Below are 21,289 nucleotides of genomic sequence, written 5' to 3'. Positions count from 1 at the left end.
GGGGAGTCCACTGGTGAGTCAGGTACCTGAGCCAATTCCGAACACCTTCGACGAGGAGAAGCCGCGCGACCCGTACTGGTTCAAGCGCGCGGTCTTCTACGAGGTGCTCATCCGGGGATTCGCCGACTCCAACGGAGACGGCACCGGAGACATCCGCGGTCTGATCGACAGGCTGGACTATCTCCAGTGGCTCGGCGTGGACTGCCTTTGGCTGCTGCCCCTGTACGAGTCACCGCTGCGCGACGGCGGTTACGACATCGCGGACTTCATGAAGATCCTGCCGGAGTTCGGAGACCTGGGAGACTTCGTCAAGCTGGTCGACGAGGCCCACAAGCGGGGCATGCGCGTCGTCGCCGACCTGGTGATGAACCACACCAGCGACCAGCACCCCTGGTTCCAGGCCTCCCGCCACGATCCGGAGGGGCCGTTCGGCGACTTCTACGTCTGGAACGACGACGACGAGCTCTACAAGGACGCCCGGATCATCTTCGTCGACACCGAGTCGTCCAACTGGACCTACGACCCGGTGCGCCAGCAGTACTACTGGCACCGCTTCTTCGCCCACCAGCCGGACCTCAACTACGAGAACCCGGACGTGCAGGACGCGATGCTGGAGGTGCTGCGGTTCTGGCTGGACCTCGGCATCGACGGGTTCCGGATGGACGCCATCCCCTACCTGTTCGAGCAGGACGGGACCAACTGCGAGAACCTGCCCAAGACCCACGAGTACCTCAAGCGGATCCGGGCCGAGGTCGACCGGATCTACCCCGACCGGGTACTGCTGGCCGAGGCCAACCAGTGGCCGGCGGACGTGGTCGAGTACTTCGGCGACCCCGCGACCGGCGGCGACGAGTGCCACATGGCCTTCCACTTCCCGCTGATGCCGCGCATCTTCATGGCGGTGCGGCGGGAGTCGCGCTACCCGATCTCGGAGATCATGGCCCAGACGCCGAAGATCCCGGAGAACTGCCAGTGGGGCATCTTCCTGCGCAACCACGACGAGCTGACGCTGGAGATGGTGACCGACGACGAGCGCGACTACATGTACTCGGAGTACGCCAAGGACCCCCGGATGCGGGCCAACGTCGGCATCCGGCGGCGGCTCGCCCCCCTGCTGGAGAACGACCGCAACCAGATCGAGCTGTTCACCGCGCTGCTGCTGTCGTTGCCCGGCTCGCCCGTGCTCTACTACGGCGACGAGATCGGGATGGGCGACAACATCTGGCTGGGCGACCGCGACGGCGTGCGCACCCCGATGCAGTGGAGTCCCGACCGCAACGCGGGCTTCTCCCAGGCCGACCCGGGCCGGCTGTACCTCCCGATCATCATGGACCCGATCTACGGCTACCAGGCGATCAACGTCGAGGCGCAGCAGAAGAGCTCCGGGTCGCTGCTGCACTGGACCAAGCGCATGATCGACATCCGTAAGCGTCACCCGGTCTTCGGCCTCGGGGCGTTCACCGAGCTGAACTCCTCCAACCCCAGCGTCCTCGCCTACGTGCGCGAGCTGGGCGACGACCGGATGCTGTGCGTCAACAACCTGTCGCGTTTCCCCCAGCCGGTCGAGCTGGACCTGCGCCGCTTCGAGGGATCGGTGCCCGTCGAGACGATGGGCGGAGTTCCGTTCCCGCCGATTGGCGAACTTCCGTATCTTTTGACGCTTCCTGGGCATGGGTTCTATTGGTTCACCCTGCCACCCGCATCCCAGGAGGCGTAAAGCCGTGTTGACGGAGCTCCTTTCCGGCTGGATCACCCATCAACGATGGTTCGCCGGTAAGGGGCGCCCGATCGACGAGCTGGAGATCGAATCCGACCTCCAGCTCCGTCCCGGCCTGCGCCACCTGATCATCTCGGTACGGCAGGCCGGGGAGCGCGACCGCTACCAGCTCCTGCTCGGCACGGAGGGCGAGACGGACGGGCGCCTCAGCCACGCCCGGATCGGCGACGGCTACTACGACGCCGTCTACGACCCCGACCTCACCCAGACCCTGCTGCGGGGGATGGCCGAGAACCGTGATCTCGGCCCGCTCCGCTTCCGCCGCATGGAGGGGACCGAGATCGACACCTCGCTGCGCAGCCTGGTGCTCGGCGCGGAGCAGTCCAACACCTCGCTGGTGTACGGCGAGACCTACATCTGCAAGCTGTTCCGCCGCCTCATCCCCGGCGTCAACCCCGAGCTGGAGATCGTCACCGCGCTGGCGCGGCACGGGGCGGGGCACATCGCGCAGCCGTACGGCTGGATCGAGATCGACCTCGACGGCGAGCCGACCACCCTGGCGATGACCCAGGAGTTCCTCGCCACCGCCAACGACGGCTGGGCCCTGGCCCTGACCAGCGTCCGCGACCTGTACGCCTCGATGGAACCCTCGGCCGCGGAGGCGGGCGGCGACTTCAGCTCCGAGTCCTACCGGCTGGGCGTCGCGACCGCCGAGGTCCACCACGAGCTGGCCACCGCCTTCCCCACCGACGTCATGGAGTCCCAGGACGTCAAGCAGATGGTCGAGGACCAGCGCCGGCGCCTCAACCAGGCGATCACCGAGGTGCCCGGCCTGGCCGAGCACGCGCGGGTGGTCGAGGAGGCCTACCAGCGGGTCGCCGACGTGGTCCCGGAGATCCCGGTCCAGCGCGTCCACGGCGACTACCACCTCGGCCAGGTGATGCGCACGACCACCGACTGGGTCGTCCTGGACTTCGAGGGCGAGCCCGGCCAGCCGCTGGCCGAGCGCCGCGCCCTGTCCTCCCCGCTGCGCGACGTGGCCGGGATGCTCCGCTCCTTCGACTACGCCGCCCGCCACCTGCTGGCCGGCAATCCGCGGGCCGAGGAGCTGCTGCCCAGGGCCGCAGAATGGGCCGAGCTGAACCGTTCGTCCTTCCTGGCGGGCTACTCGGCGGGCGGCGGCAGCGTACACGCCAAGGACGCCGTCCTGCTGCGTGCCCTGGAGCTGAGCAAGGCCGTCTACGAGGTCACCTACGAGGCCCGCAACCGCCCCACCTGGCTGCCCATCCCGATGGCCGCCTTCCGGCCGAACCACTGAGCGGGCCGTCAGGGGATCAGGATGATCTTGCCGACGGCGGCGCGTTCCTCGATACGCCGGTGGGCCGCGGCGGCTCAAATACCAATTAAACTGGTAGGAAAACTTGTAAATCCAGGGGGGTGTGCGTAGCCTGATCACATGACGCACCCCGTGACGGAAGACCGGTGGGTGGCGGGAGAGGGCACCCCCGGCGGTTCCGCCGGTATCCGCGTCATGGGCCTCGGCCACGAGTACGCGCTGGGCCACAGGCCGCTGCCGGTGCTCGACGACCTGACGCTGTCGGTCGGTCCCGGGGAGTTCGCCGCCGTGATGGGGCCCGGCGGCAGCGGCAAGTCCACCCTGCTACGGCTGCTCGCGGGCCTGGAGAGACCCACCCGGGGACGGCTGCGCGCCGACGGCAGGCCGATCAGGGGCCCCCATCCGAGCAGGGCGCTGGTACTCCGGGATCCGCCCCTGTTCCCCTGGCGTACGGTCCGCCGCAACGTCGAGATCGGTCCGCAGGTGAGAGGCAGGCCGCGCGAGCACCACGACCGGGTCGGCGCCGCGCTGGAGCTGGTCGGTCTCGACGCGCTCGCCGACGCCTACCCCGGCCGGCCGTCCGGCGGCATGGCGCAGCGCGCCGCCCTCGCCCGCGCCCTGGTGAACGAGCCAGAGGTGCTGCTGCTCGACGAGCCGCTCGGCGGGCTCGACACGCCGACCCGCCTGGCGATGCAGCGGGAGTTGCTGAACCTCTGGCTCGGCAGGCGCTTCACCGCGATCCTCGTCACGCACGACGTGGACGAGGCGCTGCGCCTGGCCGACCGCGTGATCGTGCTGTCGGACCGCCCCGCGCGCGTTCTCGCCGACCTCCCGATCACCGCGCCCAGACCCCGGCAGACCGACGAGGCGGAGCTGCGCGTCCAGCGCCGCCACATCCTGCACCTCCTGGGCGCGACCACGACCGCGTGAAGGTGATCCCCCCGCGTACGTCCTGACCTTCTCGTATCGAACTCACCGACCTCCCCGGCGCCGCCGGGCGGCGTCTCCCCGTCACGAACCGGGTTCCAGCGTTCCGAGGTCGGCCACCGAACCGTTGAAAAGGAAGTCGGAGACCTGCGTCATGGCGATCACGACGAGGTCCCGGCCGGGGTGGTTGAACCACACGGTGCCGTAGCCGCCATCCCAGCCGTAGCGGCCGGGAACGGACGACACCTCGTCGGGCTCGGTGGCGACGGCCACGCCGTATCCCCAGCCGCGGCCGCCGAGCACGAAGCCGCCGTCGGCCGTCTGCCGCGGTGTCAGGTGGTTGGTCGTCATCAGCTCGACCGACCTCTCCGACAGCAGCCGCTCACCGCCGTGGACCCCCTTGGCCAGCAGCAGGCGGGCGAAGGCGAGGTAGTCGTCGACGGTCGACAGCAGGCCCGCCGCGCCCGAGGGGAACGCCGGAGGCCTGGTCCACTCCTCCCGGGCGGTCAGCGTCTGCGGCTCCATCCTCCCGGTCCGGGGATCGGTCATGTAGTGCTCCGGGAGCCGGTGGAGGTGCTCGGCGGGCATGGAGAAGCCCGTCTCCATCATGCCCAGCGGCTCGAAGAGACGGTTCCTGAGAAAGTCCTCCAGCGGCAGACCGGAGGCGCGGGCGACCAGGACGCCCAGCACGAGCGAGCCGACGTTGTACTGCCATGTCTCGCCGGGCTGGTGCATCAGCGGGAGCGTCCCGAAGAGCCTGATCCACTCGTCGGGGTCGTGCGGCGTGCGAGGGTCGGGATCCGCGGTGACCAGCCGCAGCTCCTTGGCCGCCTCGACGACGGGATAGGGCGGGTCGACGGCGGGAAAAAGCGGATCGGCGGTGGGGTCCGCCGGGGCGGCGGGGGGCTCGATCAGCACGCCGTACCCCAGGCGGAACGTCAGCAGGTCCTCGACCGTGATCGGGCGGACGGCGGGCACCGTGTCGTCGAGCGGGCCGTCGATCCGCCTGAGCACCCGGCGGTCGGCCAGCTCGGGAAGCAGCCGGTCGACCGGCTCGTCGAGCGCCAGCCTGCCCTCCTCGACCAGCGTCATCACCGCCGTGGCGAGGACCGGCTTCGTCATCGACGCGACACGGAAGATCGTGTCGCGACGCATCGGCTCGTCACCGCCGAACGTCGTCGTCCCGATCGCGTCGACGTGCGTCTCGTCTCCGCGTGCGACGAGGGTCACCAGACCGGGCAGCTCACCCTTCGCGACGCGGGCCGCCATCGCCTCGTGCAGCCGGTCGAGCCCGGCTCGCAGCGTGGAATCTGTCATCTTCGTGATCTCCGAGGTCGGGGGTCGGCTTCCTGGGCCGCCCGGCCCGCGTGACGCGGAGCCGTCCCGTCAGAAGGACACCCGGGGCGCGGCAGGAACTCAGCCTCCCACCGGGGACCGACAGTTTCGTTCCCGATGTCGTCCCCGATCCACGCGACTCCCGCCACACACGGCCCCGGGGCGGAACCGACCCGGGGCCGCGCGGACCGCGACCACCCGGCACGACGGGCGGACCGCGACCGCCCGGCAGGACAGGCGGACGGCAGGACAGGCGGACGGCACGGTGGGCGGACGGCACGATGGGCGGACGCGCCGTACGGACCTCCGTGGATTTTTTTCCGCGTACGCCCGCCAGGATGTCGAGAGTGCGAGGACGTGCTTCGACCAACGGGTGAGAGCCAAGCGAGAACCGCGTGAGATCGCCCGCGAGGGCGTGCACGCAGTACAGGGAGTGGAACATGAAGTACATGCTGCTGATGCAGTTCAACCAGTTGAGCAATCTCCCGCCGATGGACACCTGGCCCCCGCAGGACATCAAGGACCACATCGCGTTCATGCACGAGACGAACGCCAAGCTCGTCGAGGCCGGGGAGTTCGTGGAGGCGCAGGGACTGGCCGAGCCGGACCAGGCCAGGATCGTGCGGGCCGGCGCCGGCGGCGCCACCGTCGTCACCGACGGGCCCTTTCCCGAGACGAAGGAGTTCCTGGTCGGCTACTGGATCCTCGACTGCGAGAGCGCGGAGCGGGCGATCGAGATCGCCGCGGGCTTCTCGGCCGCGCCCGGCCCCGGCGGTAAGCCGCTGAACATGCCGATCGAGGTACGCCAGGTGATGTCGGGCCCGCCGGAGGACTTCTGACCGTTGGACGATCCGGCCGTCGACGACCTGCTGCGCGAACTCGCGCCGCAGGTCGTCGGCCTGCTCACCCGGCGTTTCGGAGACTTCGACGCCGCCGAGGACGCGGTCCAGGAGGCGATGCTCGACGCCCTCGCCCAGTGGCCGGGGGAAGGCCTGCCCGGCAATCCGCGGGGCTGGCTCGTCCAGGTCGCCCACCGCCGGATGGTCGAGCAGGTGCGCAACGAGCAGGCCAGGCGCCGCCGGGAGGAACGGGTGGCCACGGAGGCGCCCCTCGGCCCCCGGGCGGCGCCGCCCGCCGACACCGCGCATGAGACGGACCGGGACGACACGCTGGTCATGCTGTTCCTGTGCTGTCACCCCGCGCTGACCCCGGCGTCGGCGATCGCCCTCACTCTGCGGTCCGTGGGCGGCCTGACCACCGCTGAGATCGCCAGGGCGTTCATGGTGCCCGAGGCCACCATGGCGCAGCGGATCAGCCGGGCCAAGCAGCGCATCAAGGCGTCCGGCATCCCGTTCCGCATGCCGGACCCTCAGGAGCGGGGACGGCGGCTCGCCTCGGTGCTGCACGTGCTGTACCTCATCTTCAACGAGGGCTACGCCAGCAGCACCGGCTTCGACCTGCACCGCGTGGAGCTGTCCCGCGAGGCGATCCGGCTGGCCAGGATGCTCCACGGCCTGCTCCCCGACGACTGCGAGGCGGCCGGGCTGCTCGCGTTGATGTTGCTCACCGACGCCCGGCGGCCCGCGCGGACCGACACGGACGGCATCCCGATCCCGCTGGCGGAACAGGACCGGAGCCTGTGGGACGGCGAGGCCGTCGCCGAGGGGGTCGCGCTGCTGTCCGCCACCCTGCCCAGGGGCGCGGTCGGTCCCTACCAGCTCCAGGCCGCGATAGCCGCGCTCCACGACGAGGCCCCGGCGGCGGAGGAGACCGACTGGCCGCAGATCCTGGCCCTGTACGGCCTGCTGGAACGCATGTCCGACAACCCCATGGTCTCGCTCAACCGCGCCGTCGCCGCCGCCATGGTGCACGGCCCCGCCGTCGGCCTCGACCTGCTCAAGGCGCTGGAGGCCGACGGACGCCTGGCGGGACACCACCGCCTCCACGCGGCCCGGGCCCACTTCCTGGAGATGGCCGGTGACCTGCGAGGCGCGGTGGACGACTATCGGGCGGCGGCCGGCCGTACGGCCAGCACCCCGGAGCGGAACCACCTCATCACCCGCGCCGCCCGGCTCGCGGCTGCGATCCCTCCCGCGGACGACGAGGCCCGGCCCGCCACCGGGCGGCCACCGGCTCCCGCCTGAGGACCGCGGACCGTCACATCGACCGAGAACCGCGGACGTCACGTCGACCGAGAACCATGGGCGGTCACGCCGCTTGCCGTTCCGGTGGTCCCGGACGTTTCAGAGACCCCTCAGCCCTCTCCTGCACCATCCGCATCAGAACACCACTCCCGAAACAGCTTGATTCCTAAGACCCTTACGAGTGGATTTACTGGCTTTTACAACTTTCGTCTACCAGGCAATCTTGGCTGTGATCCTTCTCACCGGAAACTCCCTTCCCGGTGATCCGGAGGGAAAGTCGAGAGATTCCCCAGAACCCCGAAGGAGCAAGCATGGGTAACGAAAGGAAAACGGCACGACTGTTACGCGGGGCCGGACTGCCCCTGACATGCGCCCTGCTGGTCACCCTGGCCGGGACAACGCCGGCACGGGCGAGCGCGGCGGCCGTGAACTGCGGCGACACACTGTCCGCCGGCACCACCCTGACCGCCGACCTGACCTGCGCCGACGGCGGACTGAGAATCGACACCGACGGCGTGACCCTCGACCTGGGCGGCCACACCTTCACCGGCACCGGGCTCACCGTGGAGGCCACGGGCGTCACCGTGAAGAACGGCAAGATCGTGGGAACGGCCGAGACCGGCCTGTCCGTGTACCGCCCCGGCTCCGACGTCCGCGCCGGCGCGACACTCTCCGACGTACAGGTTCTCGGCAAGGACCAGACCTCGGGAAAGACCCTGGTCCGCAACGCCACACTGGCCATGAGCGGGACACCGAACACCTGTGTCGCGGAGGGCCTGTCCCTCGTGGCGGCCACGGCGACGATCGAGCAGTGCACCGTACGCCGGGACGTGAACATCCAGGACTCGACCGGCTGGACGGTGGTGTCGAGCACGCTGACCAACGGCAGGCTGACCACCGAGAGGTCCACCGGAGGCACCTACAACGGGACCATCTTCGACAACTTCCCGGTCACGATCGGCGCCGACTCCGGGAGCGACCTGTTTCAGGACAACCTTTTCCGGAATTCGGAAACGGCTTTCGAGATCAAGAACGGCGGCCCCCTCACCCAGCGGACCACCATCGACGGAAACGTCTTCATGAACAATTCCATCGGCCTGCTGGGCAGCAACGGATTCGACGTCCCCATCGTGCGGAACAACGTCTTCCACGGTAACCGGACGGTCGGGCTCCTGATCAACCAGAGCTCCATGGGCGTCAACCCCAACCCGATCGCCGACAACATCTTCTTCGGCAACGGCGCCTCCCCCCGCAAGCTCACCGACCTGGGCGGCAACACCGTCCGCGGCGGTCTGCACGTCTTCATCGGCACCGCCCCGCAGCCCGACCTCACCCTGGCCCGCAACACCGGCCTGGCCAACGGAGGGTTCCTCATCTGGGCCAAGCCCGGCTCGGTGACCGACGGCGGCGGCAACCGCGGCCCCTGCGGCCCCCGCCCCAACCCCAGCCTCACCTGCGCCTGATCTTCCGGTCCGGTACGCCGGAACGCCTCCCCGGACACGGGGAGGCGAACGGATGTCACGTCAGCGCGGCCGCCTTGCGCAGCAGTACCGATCGTTCGCGGGCGTTGCGGCACAGCCGGGCGGCGAGTTCCAGCTCGGCCCGCGCTTCGGCGGTCCGGCCGAGCCGGGCGAGCAGCTCGCCGCGCACGCTCGGGAGCAGGTGCGACCCCGGCAGGCGGCCGGAGGCGATCAGCTCGTCCACGATGGGCAGCGCCCACTGTGGTCCGTTCGCCATCGCGACGGCGACTGCCCGGTTGAGCTCGACGACGGGCGAGGGAGCCACACGGCCGAGCGCCTCGTACAGGAGCACGACGCGCTCCCAGTCGGTCTCCGGCACCGAGGGCGCCGACGCGTGACAGGCGGCGATCGCCGCCTGCAGACCGTACGGCCCCAGGCCCCGCCCCGCGGCCGAGGCCCGGTCGAGCGCGGCCAGACCTCGACGGATCGCCGACCGGTCCCACAGGCGCCGGTCCTGATCCTCCAGCAGCACCGCCTCGCCGTCGGGCCCGGTGCGTGCGGGAAAGCGCGCGGCCGTGAGCTCGAACAGGGCCAGCAGCCCGTACACCTCCGGCTCGCCGGGCAGCAGTGCGGCCAGCGTCCGGGCCAGCCGGATCGCCTCGTAGGCGAGATCGGTGCGCAGCAGGCGGTCACCGGCCGTGGCCGTCGACCCCTCCGTGAAGATCACGTACAGCACGCTCAGGACAGCGCCGAGCCGCTCGCGCCGTTCCTCCGACGGCGGCAGTTCGAACGGCACCTTCGCCGCGGCGATCGTCTTCTTCGCCCTCGTGATCCGGGCCTGGACCGTCGGCACGGACACGAGGAACGCCCGGGCGATCTCCTCGCTCGACAGGCCGCCGACCGCGCGCAGCGTCAGGGCCACGCGGGCCTCGGGCGAGAGCACCGGATGGCAGGCCACGAACATCAGCGCGAGGACGTCGTCGTCGATCCGGTCGGGATCCCACGGCAGGTCGTCCGGCCGGTCCGGCGGGGCCGTCGCGCCGGAGCTCGTCTCGCCCTCGGCGAGCCGCCCGGCGAGCATGCCGTACCGCTCGCCGAGCGCCGACCGGCGGCGGAAACCGTCGACGGCGCGCCGCCGCGCGGTCGTGAGCAGCCAGCCCACCGGGTTGTCCGGAGCACCGTCGCGCGCCCAGGTGACGAGCGCCTCGGCCACCGCCTCCTGAGCGACGTCCTCGGCCAGCTCGAAGTCCCCGGTGTAGCGGGCCAGCGCACCGACGATCCTCGCGGACTCGATCCGCCAGACGGCCTCGACGGCCCGCCGCGCCGCCTCCGTGCTCGGCGGGCCACCGGTGGCCGCGGGCATCAGAGCTGACCGGTCCGCTCGCGCCACGCCCGCTCCTTGCTGATCCACTCGTTTTCCTGCGGGAACTCGTCGATGCTCGGCACGCGGCGGATCTCACACTTCGAGCCGACGACCGCCGGCAGCCGCTTGGCCCACTCGACCGCCTCCTCCTTCGAGGCCACGTCGATCAGGTAGAAGCCGCCGAACAGCTCCTTCGTCTCGCCGTACGGACCGTCGGTGACCATCGGCGTCTCGCCCCCGAAGTCGACCACCACGCCCTGGGCCGGGTCGTCCAGCCCCTCGGCGGCGACGAGCACGCCGGCCCGGATCATCTCCTCGTTGAAACGCCCCATCGTCTCGAGCATCTCCTCGAAGGGCGTCTGCATCATCTTCGCGAGGGACTCGTCCGTGCCTCGCATGATCAGCATGTACTTCGCCATCTTCGGTCTCCTTGACATCGGGGGCGCCTCTCGCCCCTCCCACCCCTAGGTCGAACGGGACGGCCGCGGATCGACACGGCAGACGAACGGAGACCATTTTTCTACCCCATCGAAGCCCCGGCGGACGCCTTCGCGTGGTGGCGGACTTCGGCGACACCGAGCACACGGCGTCACGGGTGAGAGCTCCACGATCTCCGAACATCGTGCCGAGGTACAGCCTGCACCCCCATCGAAGTGGTGCCAGCGGGATATCGCCGGAAGTCGCGCCGACGTGAGCATTGACGGGTTTCATCCCTGCCCACACCCCAAGGAGACGTGACCTTGTTGAAACGACATATCTCCGCCGCCCTCATGATCGGCACCGCTCTGGCCACCATGGCGCCGCCCCTGCCGGCCCTGCCGGCCCTGCCGGCCTTCGCGGGCGAGCCGGGAGGCACGGGCGTCGCGGCGTCCACGGCAAGGTCGGTGTCCGCGGCCGGATCGACATCCACAGCCGGATCGGTGTTCACGGCCGGATCAGCGTCCACAACCGGATCGGTGTTCACGGCCGGATCGGCGGCGAAGGCGGCATCCGCCGGACGGTCCGACGCCACGCCGGACGACGGCACGCTGGACGACGGCACGCTGGACGACGGCACGCTGGACGACGGCACCTGCCCGGTCGTGGACGGTACGGCGGCCCGCTGCGGAGAGATCACGGTGCCGCTGATCCGCGCCCGGCCCTCCGCGGGCACGACCCGGATCGCCTACGCGCTCCTGCCCCGCACCGACACCGGCCGCCCCGCGGCCGGAACGATCGTGGCGGTGCCCGGTGGTCCCGGTAACGCGGCGATCCCCTTCGCGGAGATCTTCGCCAAGGACATGAAGGCTCTGCGCGGCGACCACGACCTGCTCCTGGTCGACCCGCGCGGCACGGGCGCGTCCCAGCCGGACGACTGCGGCGTTCCGGCGAACTTCGACCTGCTTCCCCGCGATCGGCAGATCACCGAGGTCGGAGCGTGCGGACGGCGGCTCGGAGCGCGGGCGCGGGGCTACACCTCGGCGGAACTGGCCGACGACCTGGACGCCGTCCGCGAGCGGCTGGGCATCGGCAAGGTCGACCTGTACGGCGTGTCCTACGGCACCTACCTGAGCACCGTCTACGCCGTCCGGCACCCGGACCGCACCCGCAGCGTCGTCCTGTCCGGGGCCTATCCCCTGCGCTTCGACACGCTCGGCCGCCCGAACGCGCAGGCGGTGGGGCAGGCGCTCCAGCGGCTGTGCGCGCGCAGCGGCGGCGCCTGCCAAGGCGACGAAGCGATCGGCAACCTCAAACGGCTGGCCACCCGGCTGCGCCAGACCCCCATCCCCTTCGAGATAGAGGTCTCCGGCCGTCGCCAGACCCTGGAACTCGACGAAGGCATGCTGGCTCTGATCCACTTCTACATGGCCAGCAGTGGCGGCACACCGCGCATCTGGACGGAACTGCCCGCCGCGGTCGCGGAGGCGGTGTCGGGCGACACGACCGCGATCGTCGCCGTGGCCAAGCAGGTGGGCGAGGCCCTGGCCTCCCCGACGCCCGAGGCACTGGCCGCCAGGGCGCAGGCCCTGTCGATCGTCTGCAACGACTACCCGACCGTGTGGAACCGGCGATCCGCCGTCCCCGGCCGTACCGCCGCCTTCAACAAGGCCCTGCGGCGGGCCGAAGGGGAGTTCGGGCCGTTCAGCGCACGCGGCTGGACCGCGGCCGTGATGGACGGCGCCGACATGTGCCTCAAGTGGCCCCGCACCGACGGGCCCGCCGACCCGGGCCCCGCACCCGATGTCCCGGTCCTCGTGCTCTCCGGTGATCTCGACACCAACACCCCCGTCTCCCAGGGCCGTCTGACGGCGGCTCAGTTCCCGGCGGCCACCTTCGTCGAGGTTCCCTCCGCCGGGCACGTGCCGACCTGGGAGGAGACCGGTTGCGCGGCCCGGCTGGCGAGCACCTTCATCCGCACCGGCTCCACCGGCGACCGCTCCTGCCTGAGGTCCATCCCATCCCTGCCGGTCCGCCCGGCCCACTGACCAGGCCGCTCCGTCCCCCGCCGGGCCGACCCCGCCGGTCCGCCCGGCACACCGATCCGGCCAGCGCCACGGCTCGACCTCGGCGCCGCTCCGTCCCTCTCCCCCTCCGCACCTTTCCCGCCCTCCCCGCCCTCCCCGTCATCGGCGGCATCGGCGGCATCGGCCCTTCGGGGCAACGGCCACGACTGACGGGTGGGGTGGCGTGGTTCACGCCTCAGCGGTCGATGTGCACCTTCCCCAGGAAGACCTTGGCCCCCGGATTCAGGCCCAGGTCTCTGATTCGTTGGGATTTCCCGGTCCGGACATCGACCTGGTAATAACCGAATGATCCGCCGGGCTCAGGAGACTTGGCCTCGACGATGTATTCATCGGCGTTGAGCCAGCCATATCCGACCGCGTCACTCGGCTCGGACAGAAGCCGTAGCTCCAACTTGTTCACGGTCTTTCCCGTCTCCGCGTCGTAGGTGACGAGGTACTCCTTGCCGTTCCCTCCGACGTCGGCGAGAATCTCCACCAGCAGGCGCCCGTCCGGGGAGAGGCCGCCCATGAAGTCCCCTCCCCTCCATTCACCGGTGACCGCTCCCTTGTGGTCAAGAATCGTCACGGTGTTACTCGCGGGATCATTCTCTCCGTCCTCCGGGCATGTCCGTCTGGCCGCGATGACGGCGGCGGACTCACTCAAGCCCTGAACATTGCAGAGCCCCGGGAAGGCAGAGGTCTGACCGGTGACGAAATCGGTGAGCAGCAGCCGAGGACGGGCACCGGAGAACGCGACCGCGAAGAATCGGCCGTCGGGGGATATCTCCACCCCGGAGACGTCGCCGAACGCCCTGGCGTCCAGCCGTGGTGAGATGGCCTTGAGCTGTGCGGTGGGCAGGTCCCAGCCGACGAACCGCATGTGCTGCCTGCTGAAATACGCAAGATGATGGCCGTCCGGAGTGATACGGAGCGGTGCGCTCTTTCTACGAGAGCCTTCTAGGCGGATCTGACTCGCCGCGTCGGAGAGGGGGATGTCGCTCGAGCAGTCGTCGTCACCGATCTCGACCCCGCCACAGCTCACACCGGCGGTATCCAGATCCTGCCTGCCTCCGCCTTTCTTGTGGTTCACGCGCAGTTGCCATTCGCTACACGTGACCATGTTCGGCGTGGTGTTCTCGTCTTCGGCGTCGAACCGGTCGTGACAATCCGAAGCCTGCGGGACGAACGCGTACTGTACCGGCGGATCAAACGGTCCAGGCTTCCATGCCGGTGGCGCCTCGGGGCTGTCGTCGCGATTCACGTAGAGGAAGCCCGCGCCCAGTACGCCGAGGGCAAGGAGAACGGCTCCGACGCGCCACCCGTTTCCACGCCGGGTGATGCGCGGCACCAGACCGGAACCCGGCCCGGTCCCGTTGGAATCGGCATTGTTCGTCCCGGCGGCCACCGTCGCCCTTTTCATGTCTTCCATGCCTCCCAGATTCCCGATCCGGCCCGCCACGCCGTCGGGGTGCGGGGCGAGGCGCGGCACATTGACCGGGGCTCCGGCGGAGCGGGCGCGGCGCCCTCGGCGAGGATACCGAATACCGGACCGGTACCGGGCTCCTCGATACGAATGCTTTCGGTGACGCGACCGCGACGCCGCGAAATCCCCGAACTCCGTTCAGAACTTTTCAGTTATTTCGTGTGTCGAACAGACCAGAGCTCACCCGCACGCGTCATGTACGGCAGCAATCCAACGTGAGCGCCAGGGGAACCGCAAGCCGATGAAGTCAGACTCACAGCCCGCCCCCCCTTGAGCGGAAAGTAAAAAGAAAGCGGACCGGTATCCGGTTAACGGGTGGACGAATAATCCGCCCGGCAGACGGCCCCCACCACCTGCAAAGAAGTGAGTTTCGACGACGAGTCCGCCGGACGCCGACAGCCGGTGGGTTCGTCATCCAGACCGTCCGGTGCGCGGGACCGCTCGGCGAGCCGCCGTCAGCGCACCGTTCCACGAGTCCACGAGTCCACGAGAGGTTCGGTGAGGAAATTGTCACACGCTGCACCGGCGCCGGTACGCCGCCGCGGCTCCGCGCTCCTCGCGGCGATGATCGTGACCACACTCGTCACGGTCGTCACGGCCGCCGGCCCGGCCGCCACACGCCGGCCCGCGCCCGGCCCCCACTCGCCCGGCCAGAACGATCACCGCTGCCCTGAACGGTCTCCGGGAAGCCGCCCTGAACGGGCGTCGGGAAAGCGGTTCCACAATGTCGCGACCTCCTTTCAACGTCGCGAGCTCCTTTCAATCCGCCGGTGAATCACCAGTCGGCAGAGGCGTGATCAGCGGCGCCGAACGGCGCCGAAAGAACCGGCCGACACCAGTTCTTTTCATCGTGCCGAAATAGAAGTACGCACTGTTCACATCGTGCTTCCAGGGTGTGAAAATGCTTATTGACTCATATATTGACAAACCGTTCATTCGGCATTGACCATCCGTACAACACCCGTCCGACCACGCCGGTCATTCTCCGCGCCACACCAATGGAAAGGAAGCCATGTCTCGATTATCGTCATGTGAGAGGCGGCATCCCGCCGCGCGGACACCCGTGGGACAGTGGAGCCGCCGGATGGCCGGCCCGCTGGCCCTGGTGCTGCTCGCGGGGCTCCTCCAGCTCATCCCACCGCTCGCGCGCCCCGTCGCGGCGGCTGTGAAGCAGGCCGCCACGGGGGAGGTGAAGCAGACCGCGATGACGTGGAACCTGAGAGGACCCGGCAACAGGGCGGAAATGGTCCCCAAACTGATGGATGATTACGACGTCACCGTCGCCGCCCTCCAGGAAGTGAACAACGGCGATTTCCTGGGCACCACACCTGAACCCCACCAGGTGCCCTACCTCAACTCGGATGGTACGGCCGCGAGTCCCTCGACGCGCGAGGTCAAAAAGTACAAGCTCGACGGCACATGGAGCGGCGTCAGGCTGCGTGGAACCGCCTTCGTGCTCGGAACCCACAAAAACAATCGTGCTATCGCGATCGTCACCACCTTGGACGTCGGTGATGTCTCCAAGAATGTTCATGTGGTGAATGTGCGCCCGGACTGGGAGGGGCTGGGGTTCCCAGCACTGGGGGTGAAGGTGGACGGTGTCTGGTACTACTCCATTCACGCCTCCAGCCAGCCCAAGCGTGCGTACAACAACGCCGACACGCTGGTCCAGGACCTTTCCGAGCTGCAGGAGTCGGCCGACTTCAAAGACATCGGCGCGTGGGCCGCGATGGGCGACTGGAACCGGTACCCCAGCTCGGGCTCCAAGGCCTACAAGACGGACTTAAACGCACAGACAAGGCAGACAGCGAGGGATAACTTCCCGCAAAACGAGTCGCCACTGGCCGACAACCTGAGCCTGGATCCCGATGAACGCGTCATCTCGCAAGGTGCCCGCACCTACGAAAAGGGCGCCGAGCTCGACTACATGTTCGCCAAGGGGGCCGTTGGCGGCTACGAGGCCGAGCTGGAGACGTTGAGGTACGGCTCCGATCACCATCCGGTGATCTTCAGTACCGAGGACGACCCGAACGCCTGCACGGGCGGTACGGCACCGGCGGCGCCGAACGCGCCTCGTGCGGCCACCGGCAAGGTCTGCCCGGTGGAGGACGGACTGCCGGGCGCCACCGTCTCGATGGGAGACAGTTACATCTCCGGTGAGGGAGGGCGCTGGCAGGGCAACGCCAACACCTCCGGGGGTGACTCCTGGGGCACCGACCGGGCCGCCGACGGCACGCAGGTCTATGAGAAGAACTCCGACGGCAGTGACAAGTGTCACCGCTCCGACGTCGCGGAGATCAAACGCGCCGACATCGCCGGGATCCCGAAGGAGCGCAGGTTCAACATCGCGTGCTCGGGTGCCGAGACCAAGCACATCCTCACCGAGGACTACAAGGGTGAGAAGCCCCAGATCGAACAGCTCGCCGACATCGCCGAGAAACACCAGGTGCACACGATCGTGGTGTCCATCGGCGGCAACGACCTCGGCTTCTCCACCGTCGTGATGGCATGCGTGGCGCTCTTCATGGGCAACGGCCCTGCATGCCGTATCGGCGATGTGCTCCTCAAGATCCAGATGGCCGGTGTGCGCAAATCCGTCTCCAAGGTCTTGGCCGCGATCCGCCGCACCATGATCGAGGCCGGGCAGGCCGAGGGCAGTTACAACCTCGTTCTCCAGTCCTATCCCTCCCCGCTGCCTCCCGCCGAGGAGATGCGGTACCCGGGTGACCGCTACGACCGATACAACCCGGGCGGCTGCCCCTTCTACGACGCCGACCTGACCTGGACACGCGACGCCCTCATCAAAGACATCGGCGCCATGCTGCGCGAGGTGGCCCAGGACGCCGACGCGACCTTCATGGACCTGGAGGACGCGTTCGCCGGACACGAGCTGTGCTCGAAGTCCACCCGGCAGGCGCAGTCCGGCGAATCACTGGCGAAGCCGATACCGGCCTACCAGGCCGAGTGGGTGCGGTTCGTGGACGGTCCCACCACGTCCGGCCAACTCGTCGAGGACATCCATCCCAATGCCTACGGCCAGGAAGCCCTCGGCGCCTGCCTCAGCGAGGTCGTCCGGACGATGGACAAGTCGGGACAGATGTACTTCCAGTGCGACGGGCGGCAGACCGGCGATCCCCGCTTCGTACGGCCACGCAGATCGCCCATCGACGACGCCGTGGAGACCGCCGACCACTGGAGGGGCGACGGCTTCCGGCTCAGCGATCACTACATGTTCCAGGGCGGCAAATACGCCCGTTTCAACCCGGACGCGGACCTGGACGGCACGATCCATCCGGGCGGCATCCAGTTCGGCAAGACCGACGGATGGCTCGGTGAGGTGAAGGACACCGGGGACAACTGGCCGAGCCTGCGCGGCACCGACTTCGCCGACGGCATCGACGCCGCCTTCGAGGCGGACAACGGCAAGCACCAACTGATGCTGTTCCGCGGCAACCAGTTCATGCGGGTCGAGATGAAGCGCGGCACCGCCGACGACGTACGCGTCAAGGGCCCCGCGCCCATCAGGGACTACTTCCATCTGTTCCGGGACACCGCCTTCGAGAACGGCGTGGACGCCGCCGCCGGGGACCAGAACAACCGGGCACTGGTCTTCAGTCTCAACTGGGTGGGGCTGCTGCAGGTCACCATCGACGCCAACAAGGACAAATGGCTCGCGGAACCGCAATGGATCGGCGCGGCGATCCCGGCGCTGCAGAACACCCCGTTCGAGCACGGCGTGGACGCGGCGCTGGTGCGGCACCAGGTGGCGAACGCGATGTGGGTCGACCTGGTCTCCGGCACCCAGGTGGCGACGCTGCTGGTGAATCTGAACGATCTCAAGCAGAGCACTCTCAAGACGGGCGTCGTGAACCTCACGACCATGTGGCCGAGTCTGCGCGGCAGCATCTTCGACTGGGAAGGCGGCAGCAAGCGCCCGGACAAGCTGAAGCTGAAGATGAGCGCGGGTGCCCCCTATGACGAGGGCTCAGACGACCGGCAGGCCAAGCCCGAGGTGTCGGGCCCGCACTCCCAGTGCCGTCCGGAAGGACTCGCCGCCACCCGCGGCGTGGACACCCCGTACTGCGAGGTGTATGACGCCGACGGCCGTGAATGGCTGGGCGGTGGCGGAAACGCCAGACGGGTGGCCGGCGGCGGCCACGACAAACGGGTGGTCGGCTACTTCACCGGCTGGCGCACCGGCGAGAACAACCAGCCGCGTTACCTGGTGCCCAACATCCCGTGGTCGAAGGTGACCCACATCAACTACGCCTTCGCCAAGATCGACGACAACAAGATCTCCATCGGGGACATCGGCGACCCCAGGAACCCCGCCGTCGGCATGACCTGGCCCGACGCCCAAGGTGCCCAGACCGACGACTCCCTGCCCTACAAGGGACACTTCAACCTGCTGGCGAAATACAAGCGGAAACACCCGCAGGTCAAGACGCTGATCTCGGTCGGCGGCTGGGCCGACACCCGTAACTTCTACGCGATGGCCACCAACCCCGACGGCAGCGTCAACCAGGCCGGCATCGACACCTTCGCCGACTCCGTCACCGACTTCCTCGATCGGTACGGCGCGGCGTTCGACGGGGTGGACATCGACTACGAATACCCCAGCGCGCTGCCCAAGGCCGGCAACCCCGCCGACTGGGATCTGTCCGACCCTCGGCGCAAGGGCCTCCAGGCCGGCTACACCGCGCTGATGAAGACCCTGCGCGAGAAGCTGGACCGGGCCGGCGCCGACCGGGGCCGCTACTACCTGCTGACCTCCGCGGCCTCCGCCTCGGGCTATCTGGTGCGCGGCTTCGACGCCGGCCAGGCGCTGCGGTACCTGGACTTCGTCAACCTGATGACCTACGACATGCACGGCTCCTGGAACAACTTCGTCGGCCCCCAGGCCCCGCTGTACGACGACGGCAAGGACAACGAGCTGGAGGCGGCCAAGTTCTACTCCACCAAGGAGTACGACAAGACCGGCTACTTCAACGTCGACTGGGCCTACCACTACTACCGCGGCGCGCTGCCACCCGGCCGGATCAACATCGGCATCCCCTACTACACCCGCGGCTGGCAGAACGTCACCGGCGGCACCGACGGTCTGTGGGGCAGCGCGGCCCTGTCCGACCAGGGACAGTGCCAGCCCGGCACCGGCCCGGGCTCGGGTTCGGCCACCCCCTCCTCCTGCGGCAACGGCGCCGAAGGCATCGACAACATCTGGCACGACCTGGGCGGCGCCGGCCAGGAGGTGGCGTCGGGATCCAACCCGATGTGGCACGCCAAGAACCTCCAGAACGGCACCACACCCGGCTACCTGCGCGCCTACGTCAACACCGGCAAGGAGAGCTCCAAGCTGAAGGGCGCCTACGAGGAGAAGTACGACGACGCCCTCAAGGCCTCCTGGCTGTGGAACCCGGACAAGAAGGTGTTCCTGTCCACCGAGAACGACAAGTCGCTCGATGCCAAGATCGACTACATCAACGACAACGAACTCGGCGGCGTCATGATGTGGGAACTGGCCGGCGACTACGCCAAGGACGACGACGGCGAGTACGGCATGGGCTACGACATGACCACCCGCCTCAGCGACGGGTTGCGCGGCTCCGGCGGCTACCGGACCGGCCGCACCGGCGAGACGAACCTGCCCGACCAGGTGGTCGACGTCACAGCCGAGTTCGTGGACTACCCCACCGAGAAGGACCCCACGAGCAGTGACGACCCGTTCTACCCGATGCGCCCCAAGCTGCGCATCACCAACAACACCGGCGTCGCGCTGCCGGAGGGAACCAGGATCTCCTTCGACATCCCCACTTCCACCCCGCCGATCCTGAAGGACGAGAACTACCAGGAGTTCGGCAAGAACCTGACCATCGACAAGGGCCGCGACGGCGCCAACACCGGAGGACTGGGAGCCGACTTCCACCGCGTGACCGTCAAACTCGGCTACTGCGAGGACATCCCCGCCGGAGCCAGGCGCGACATCACGCTGCGCCACTACCTGCCGCTCACCGGCCCGGCCAACGTCACCCTCAAGACCGGCCCCCGCACCTACGGCTCCACCCAGAACGACCAGGACGCCGCCACCACCGTCACCCCGGAGATCGCCGACGGGGTCGCCTGCCAGGCCGAACAGTGGCAGCGTCACCCCTACAACCCCCACGGCGCCTTCGCCTTCGAGAAGGACGGCGGCAGCTGGCGGATCGTGGACTGGGTCGGCGGCAACGTCATGGACCACCCCGCCGACTGGGACCGCGCCCACCTGGTGGAGAACCAGCCGGGCAACGAGAACCAGCTCTGGACCGTCGACGAGGACGGCGGCGCGGGCTGGTACCGCATCAAGAGCCGCGGCAAATGCCTCCAGGCCGACGAGATCCTCGAATCGCTCAGCGTGCACGACTGCGACGCCGAGCCGCACCAGTGGTGGCAGCTTCGCACCATGAGGCCGGGTCAGGACGACGGCATCACCACCGGCACTCCCGCCACCGGCACCGGCTACCAGCTGGTGTCCTTCGACAGCGACGACTACGACGAACCCGCCTACGTCGCCGAGGGCAAAAACAGCGGTAACACTCCCGGCACCGCGCTCGTCGCCGGCGATCCCGACGGCACCACCGCGAGCACCGTCATCTGGGACCGCTTCTACTGGCGCGCCAACTGGTGGACCACCCCGAGCGACGAACCCGGCAAGGGCAACGCCTGGAAGAAACTCGGCCCCGTCTACGGAGACTCCTCACTCCAGCAGAACCTCACCCCGGGACCCCAGCACAACCTCACCCAGGGCGCCGACGGGCCACAGCCCACAACACAGCCCACGACACAGCCCACGACACAGCCCACGACACCGCCCACGACACCGCCCAGCGCCACTCCCGGCCAACGGCCGGCCAACCCGCCCACCGGCCCACGTGAAGGGCGCAAGCCCAACCCCAACATGAAACCCGCCCTCCCCAAACCCAACCGCATCTCCTGAGTCCCAACGCGTGACGTCGCCACAGACGGCGGCTCTGACCTGGCGACTCTGACCTGGGAGAACAGCGGGTC

Annotated in this window: 12 protein-coding genes; 8 read left to right on the top strand and 4 right to left on the bottom strand. The window is 68.9% G+C overall.

Features of this window, described 5'->3' with window-relative positions:
* The first annotated feature begins 13 nt into the window (after positions 1–13).
* The 3 genes from treS to AB0N02_RS25355 all read left to right on the top strand — a co-directional run bounded on the left by treS (position 14) and on the right by AB0N02_RS25355 (position 3,983).
* Positions 14–1,717 carry a maltose alpha-D-glucosyltransferase gene (gene treS, locus AB0N02_RS25365; RefSeq protein ID WP_363951117.1) on the top strand — a complete coding sequence of 568 codons (1,704 nt, stop codon included), beginning with the start codon at positions 14–16 and terminating at the stop codon, positions 1,715–1,717.
* Between the two features lie 4 nt (positions 1,718–1,721).
* Positions 1,722–3,035 carry a phosphotransferase gene (locus AB0N02_RS25360; RefSeq protein ID WP_363951114.1) on the top strand — a complete coding sequence of 438 codons (1,314 nt, stop codon included), beginning with the start codon at positions 1,722–1,724 and terminating at the stop codon, positions 3,033–3,035.
* A gap of 138 nt (positions 3,036–3,173) precedes the next feature.
* Positions 3,174–3,983 (top strand): ATP-binding cassette domain-containing protein, encoded by an 810-nt coding sequence (locus AB0N02_RS25355; RefSeq protein WP_363951111.1) that lies wholly within the window; start codon positions 3,174–3,176, stop codon positions 3,981–3,983.
* Positions 3,984–4,064: 81 nt separating this feature from the next.
* Here AB0N02_RS25355 and AB0N02_RS25350 read toward each other — a convergent pair whose 3' ends face one another.
* Complete coding sequence (locus AB0N02_RS25350; RefSeq protein WP_363951108.1) at positions 4,065–5,297, bottom strand: serine hydrolase domain-containing protein; 1,233 nt, start codon at positions 5,295–5,297, stop codon at positions 4,065–4,067.
* A 458-nt stretch (positions 5,298–5,755) separates the two neighbouring features.
* Between AB0N02_RS25350 and AB0N02_RS25345 the strand changes: the two genes are divergently transcribed.
* The 3 genes from AB0N02_RS25345 to AB0N02_RS25335 all read left to right on the top strand — a co-directional run bounded on the left by AB0N02_RS25345 (position 5,756) and on the right by AB0N02_RS25335 (position 8,922).
* A complete protein-coding gene (locus AB0N02_RS25345) occupies positions 5,756–6,154 on the top strand; it encodes a YciI family protein (RefSeq protein ID WP_363951105.1) in 399 nt (132 codons plus the stop codon).
* A gap of 3 nt (positions 6,155–6,157) precedes the next feature.
* Positions 6,158–7,459: a sigma-70 family RNA polymerase sigma factor gene (locus tag AB0N02_RS25340; RefSeq protein WP_363951102.1), complete on the top strand. Its 1,302-nt coding sequence runs from the start codon at positions 6,158–6,160 to the stop codon at positions 7,457–7,459.
* A gap of 311 nt (positions 7,460–7,770) precedes the next feature.
* On the top strand, positions 7,771–8,922 hold the full coding sequence (locus tag AB0N02_RS25335) for a right-handed parallel beta-helix repeat-containing protein (protein WP_363951099.1): 1,152 nt from the start codon (positions 7,771–7,773) through the stop codon (positions 8,920–8,922).
* 55 nt (positions 8,923–8,977) lie between these two features.
* Here AB0N02_RS25335 and AB0N02_RS25330 read toward each other — a convergent pair whose 3' ends face one another.
* Both AB0N02_RS25330 and AB0N02_RS25325 read right to left on the bottom strand, forming a co-directional pair.
* A complete protein-coding gene (locus AB0N02_RS25330; RefSeq protein WP_363951255.1) occupies positions 8,978–10,282 on the bottom strand; it encodes a DUF6596 domain-containing protein in 1,305 nt (434 codons plus the stop codon).
* Entirely contained in the window at positions 10,282–10,701 is a 420-nt protein-coding gene (locus tag AB0N02_RS25325; protein WP_363951097.1) for a YciI family protein, read from the bottom strand. The genes AB0N02_RS25330 and AB0N02_RS25325 overlap by 1 nt, the downstream gene beginning before the upstream one ends.
* 321 nt (positions 10,702–11,022) lie before the next feature.
* On the opposite strand from AB0N02_RS25325, the gene AB0N02_RS25320 reads away from it, so the two are divergent.
* A complete protein-coding gene (locus AB0N02_RS25320; protein ID WP_363951094.1) occupies positions 11,023–12,747 on the top strand; it encodes an alpha/beta fold hydrolase in 1,725 nt (574 codons plus the stop codon).
* 214 nt (positions 12,748–12,961) lie between these two features.
* On the opposite strand, the gene AB0N02_RS25315 is transcribed toward AB0N02_RS25320, so the two are convergent.
* Positions 12,962–14,194 (bottom strand): hypothetical protein, encoded by a 1,233-nt coding sequence (locus AB0N02_RS25315; RefSeq protein ID WP_363951091.1) that lies wholly within the window; start codon positions 14,192–14,194, stop codon positions 12,962–12,964.
* A 1,138-nt stretch (positions 14,195–15,332) separates the two neighbouring features.
* Here AB0N02_RS25315 and AB0N02_RS25310 point away from each other — a divergent pair.
* A complete protein-coding gene (locus AB0N02_RS25310; RefSeq protein ID WP_363951089.1) occupies positions 15,333–21,218 on the top strand; it encodes a glycosyl hydrolase family 18 protein in 5,886 nt (1,961 codons plus the stop codon).
* Positions 21,219–21,289: the final 71 nt, after the last annotated feature.

The organism is Streptosporangium sp. NPDC051022 (genome assembly GCF_040683035.1).
Taxonomy (GTDB): Bacteria; Actinomycetota; Actinomycetes; order Streptosporangiales; family Streptosporangiaceae; genus Streptosporangium.
Note: the sequence above shows the minus strand (reverse complement) of the source record. Positions and strands in the feature narration are given on the sequence as shown.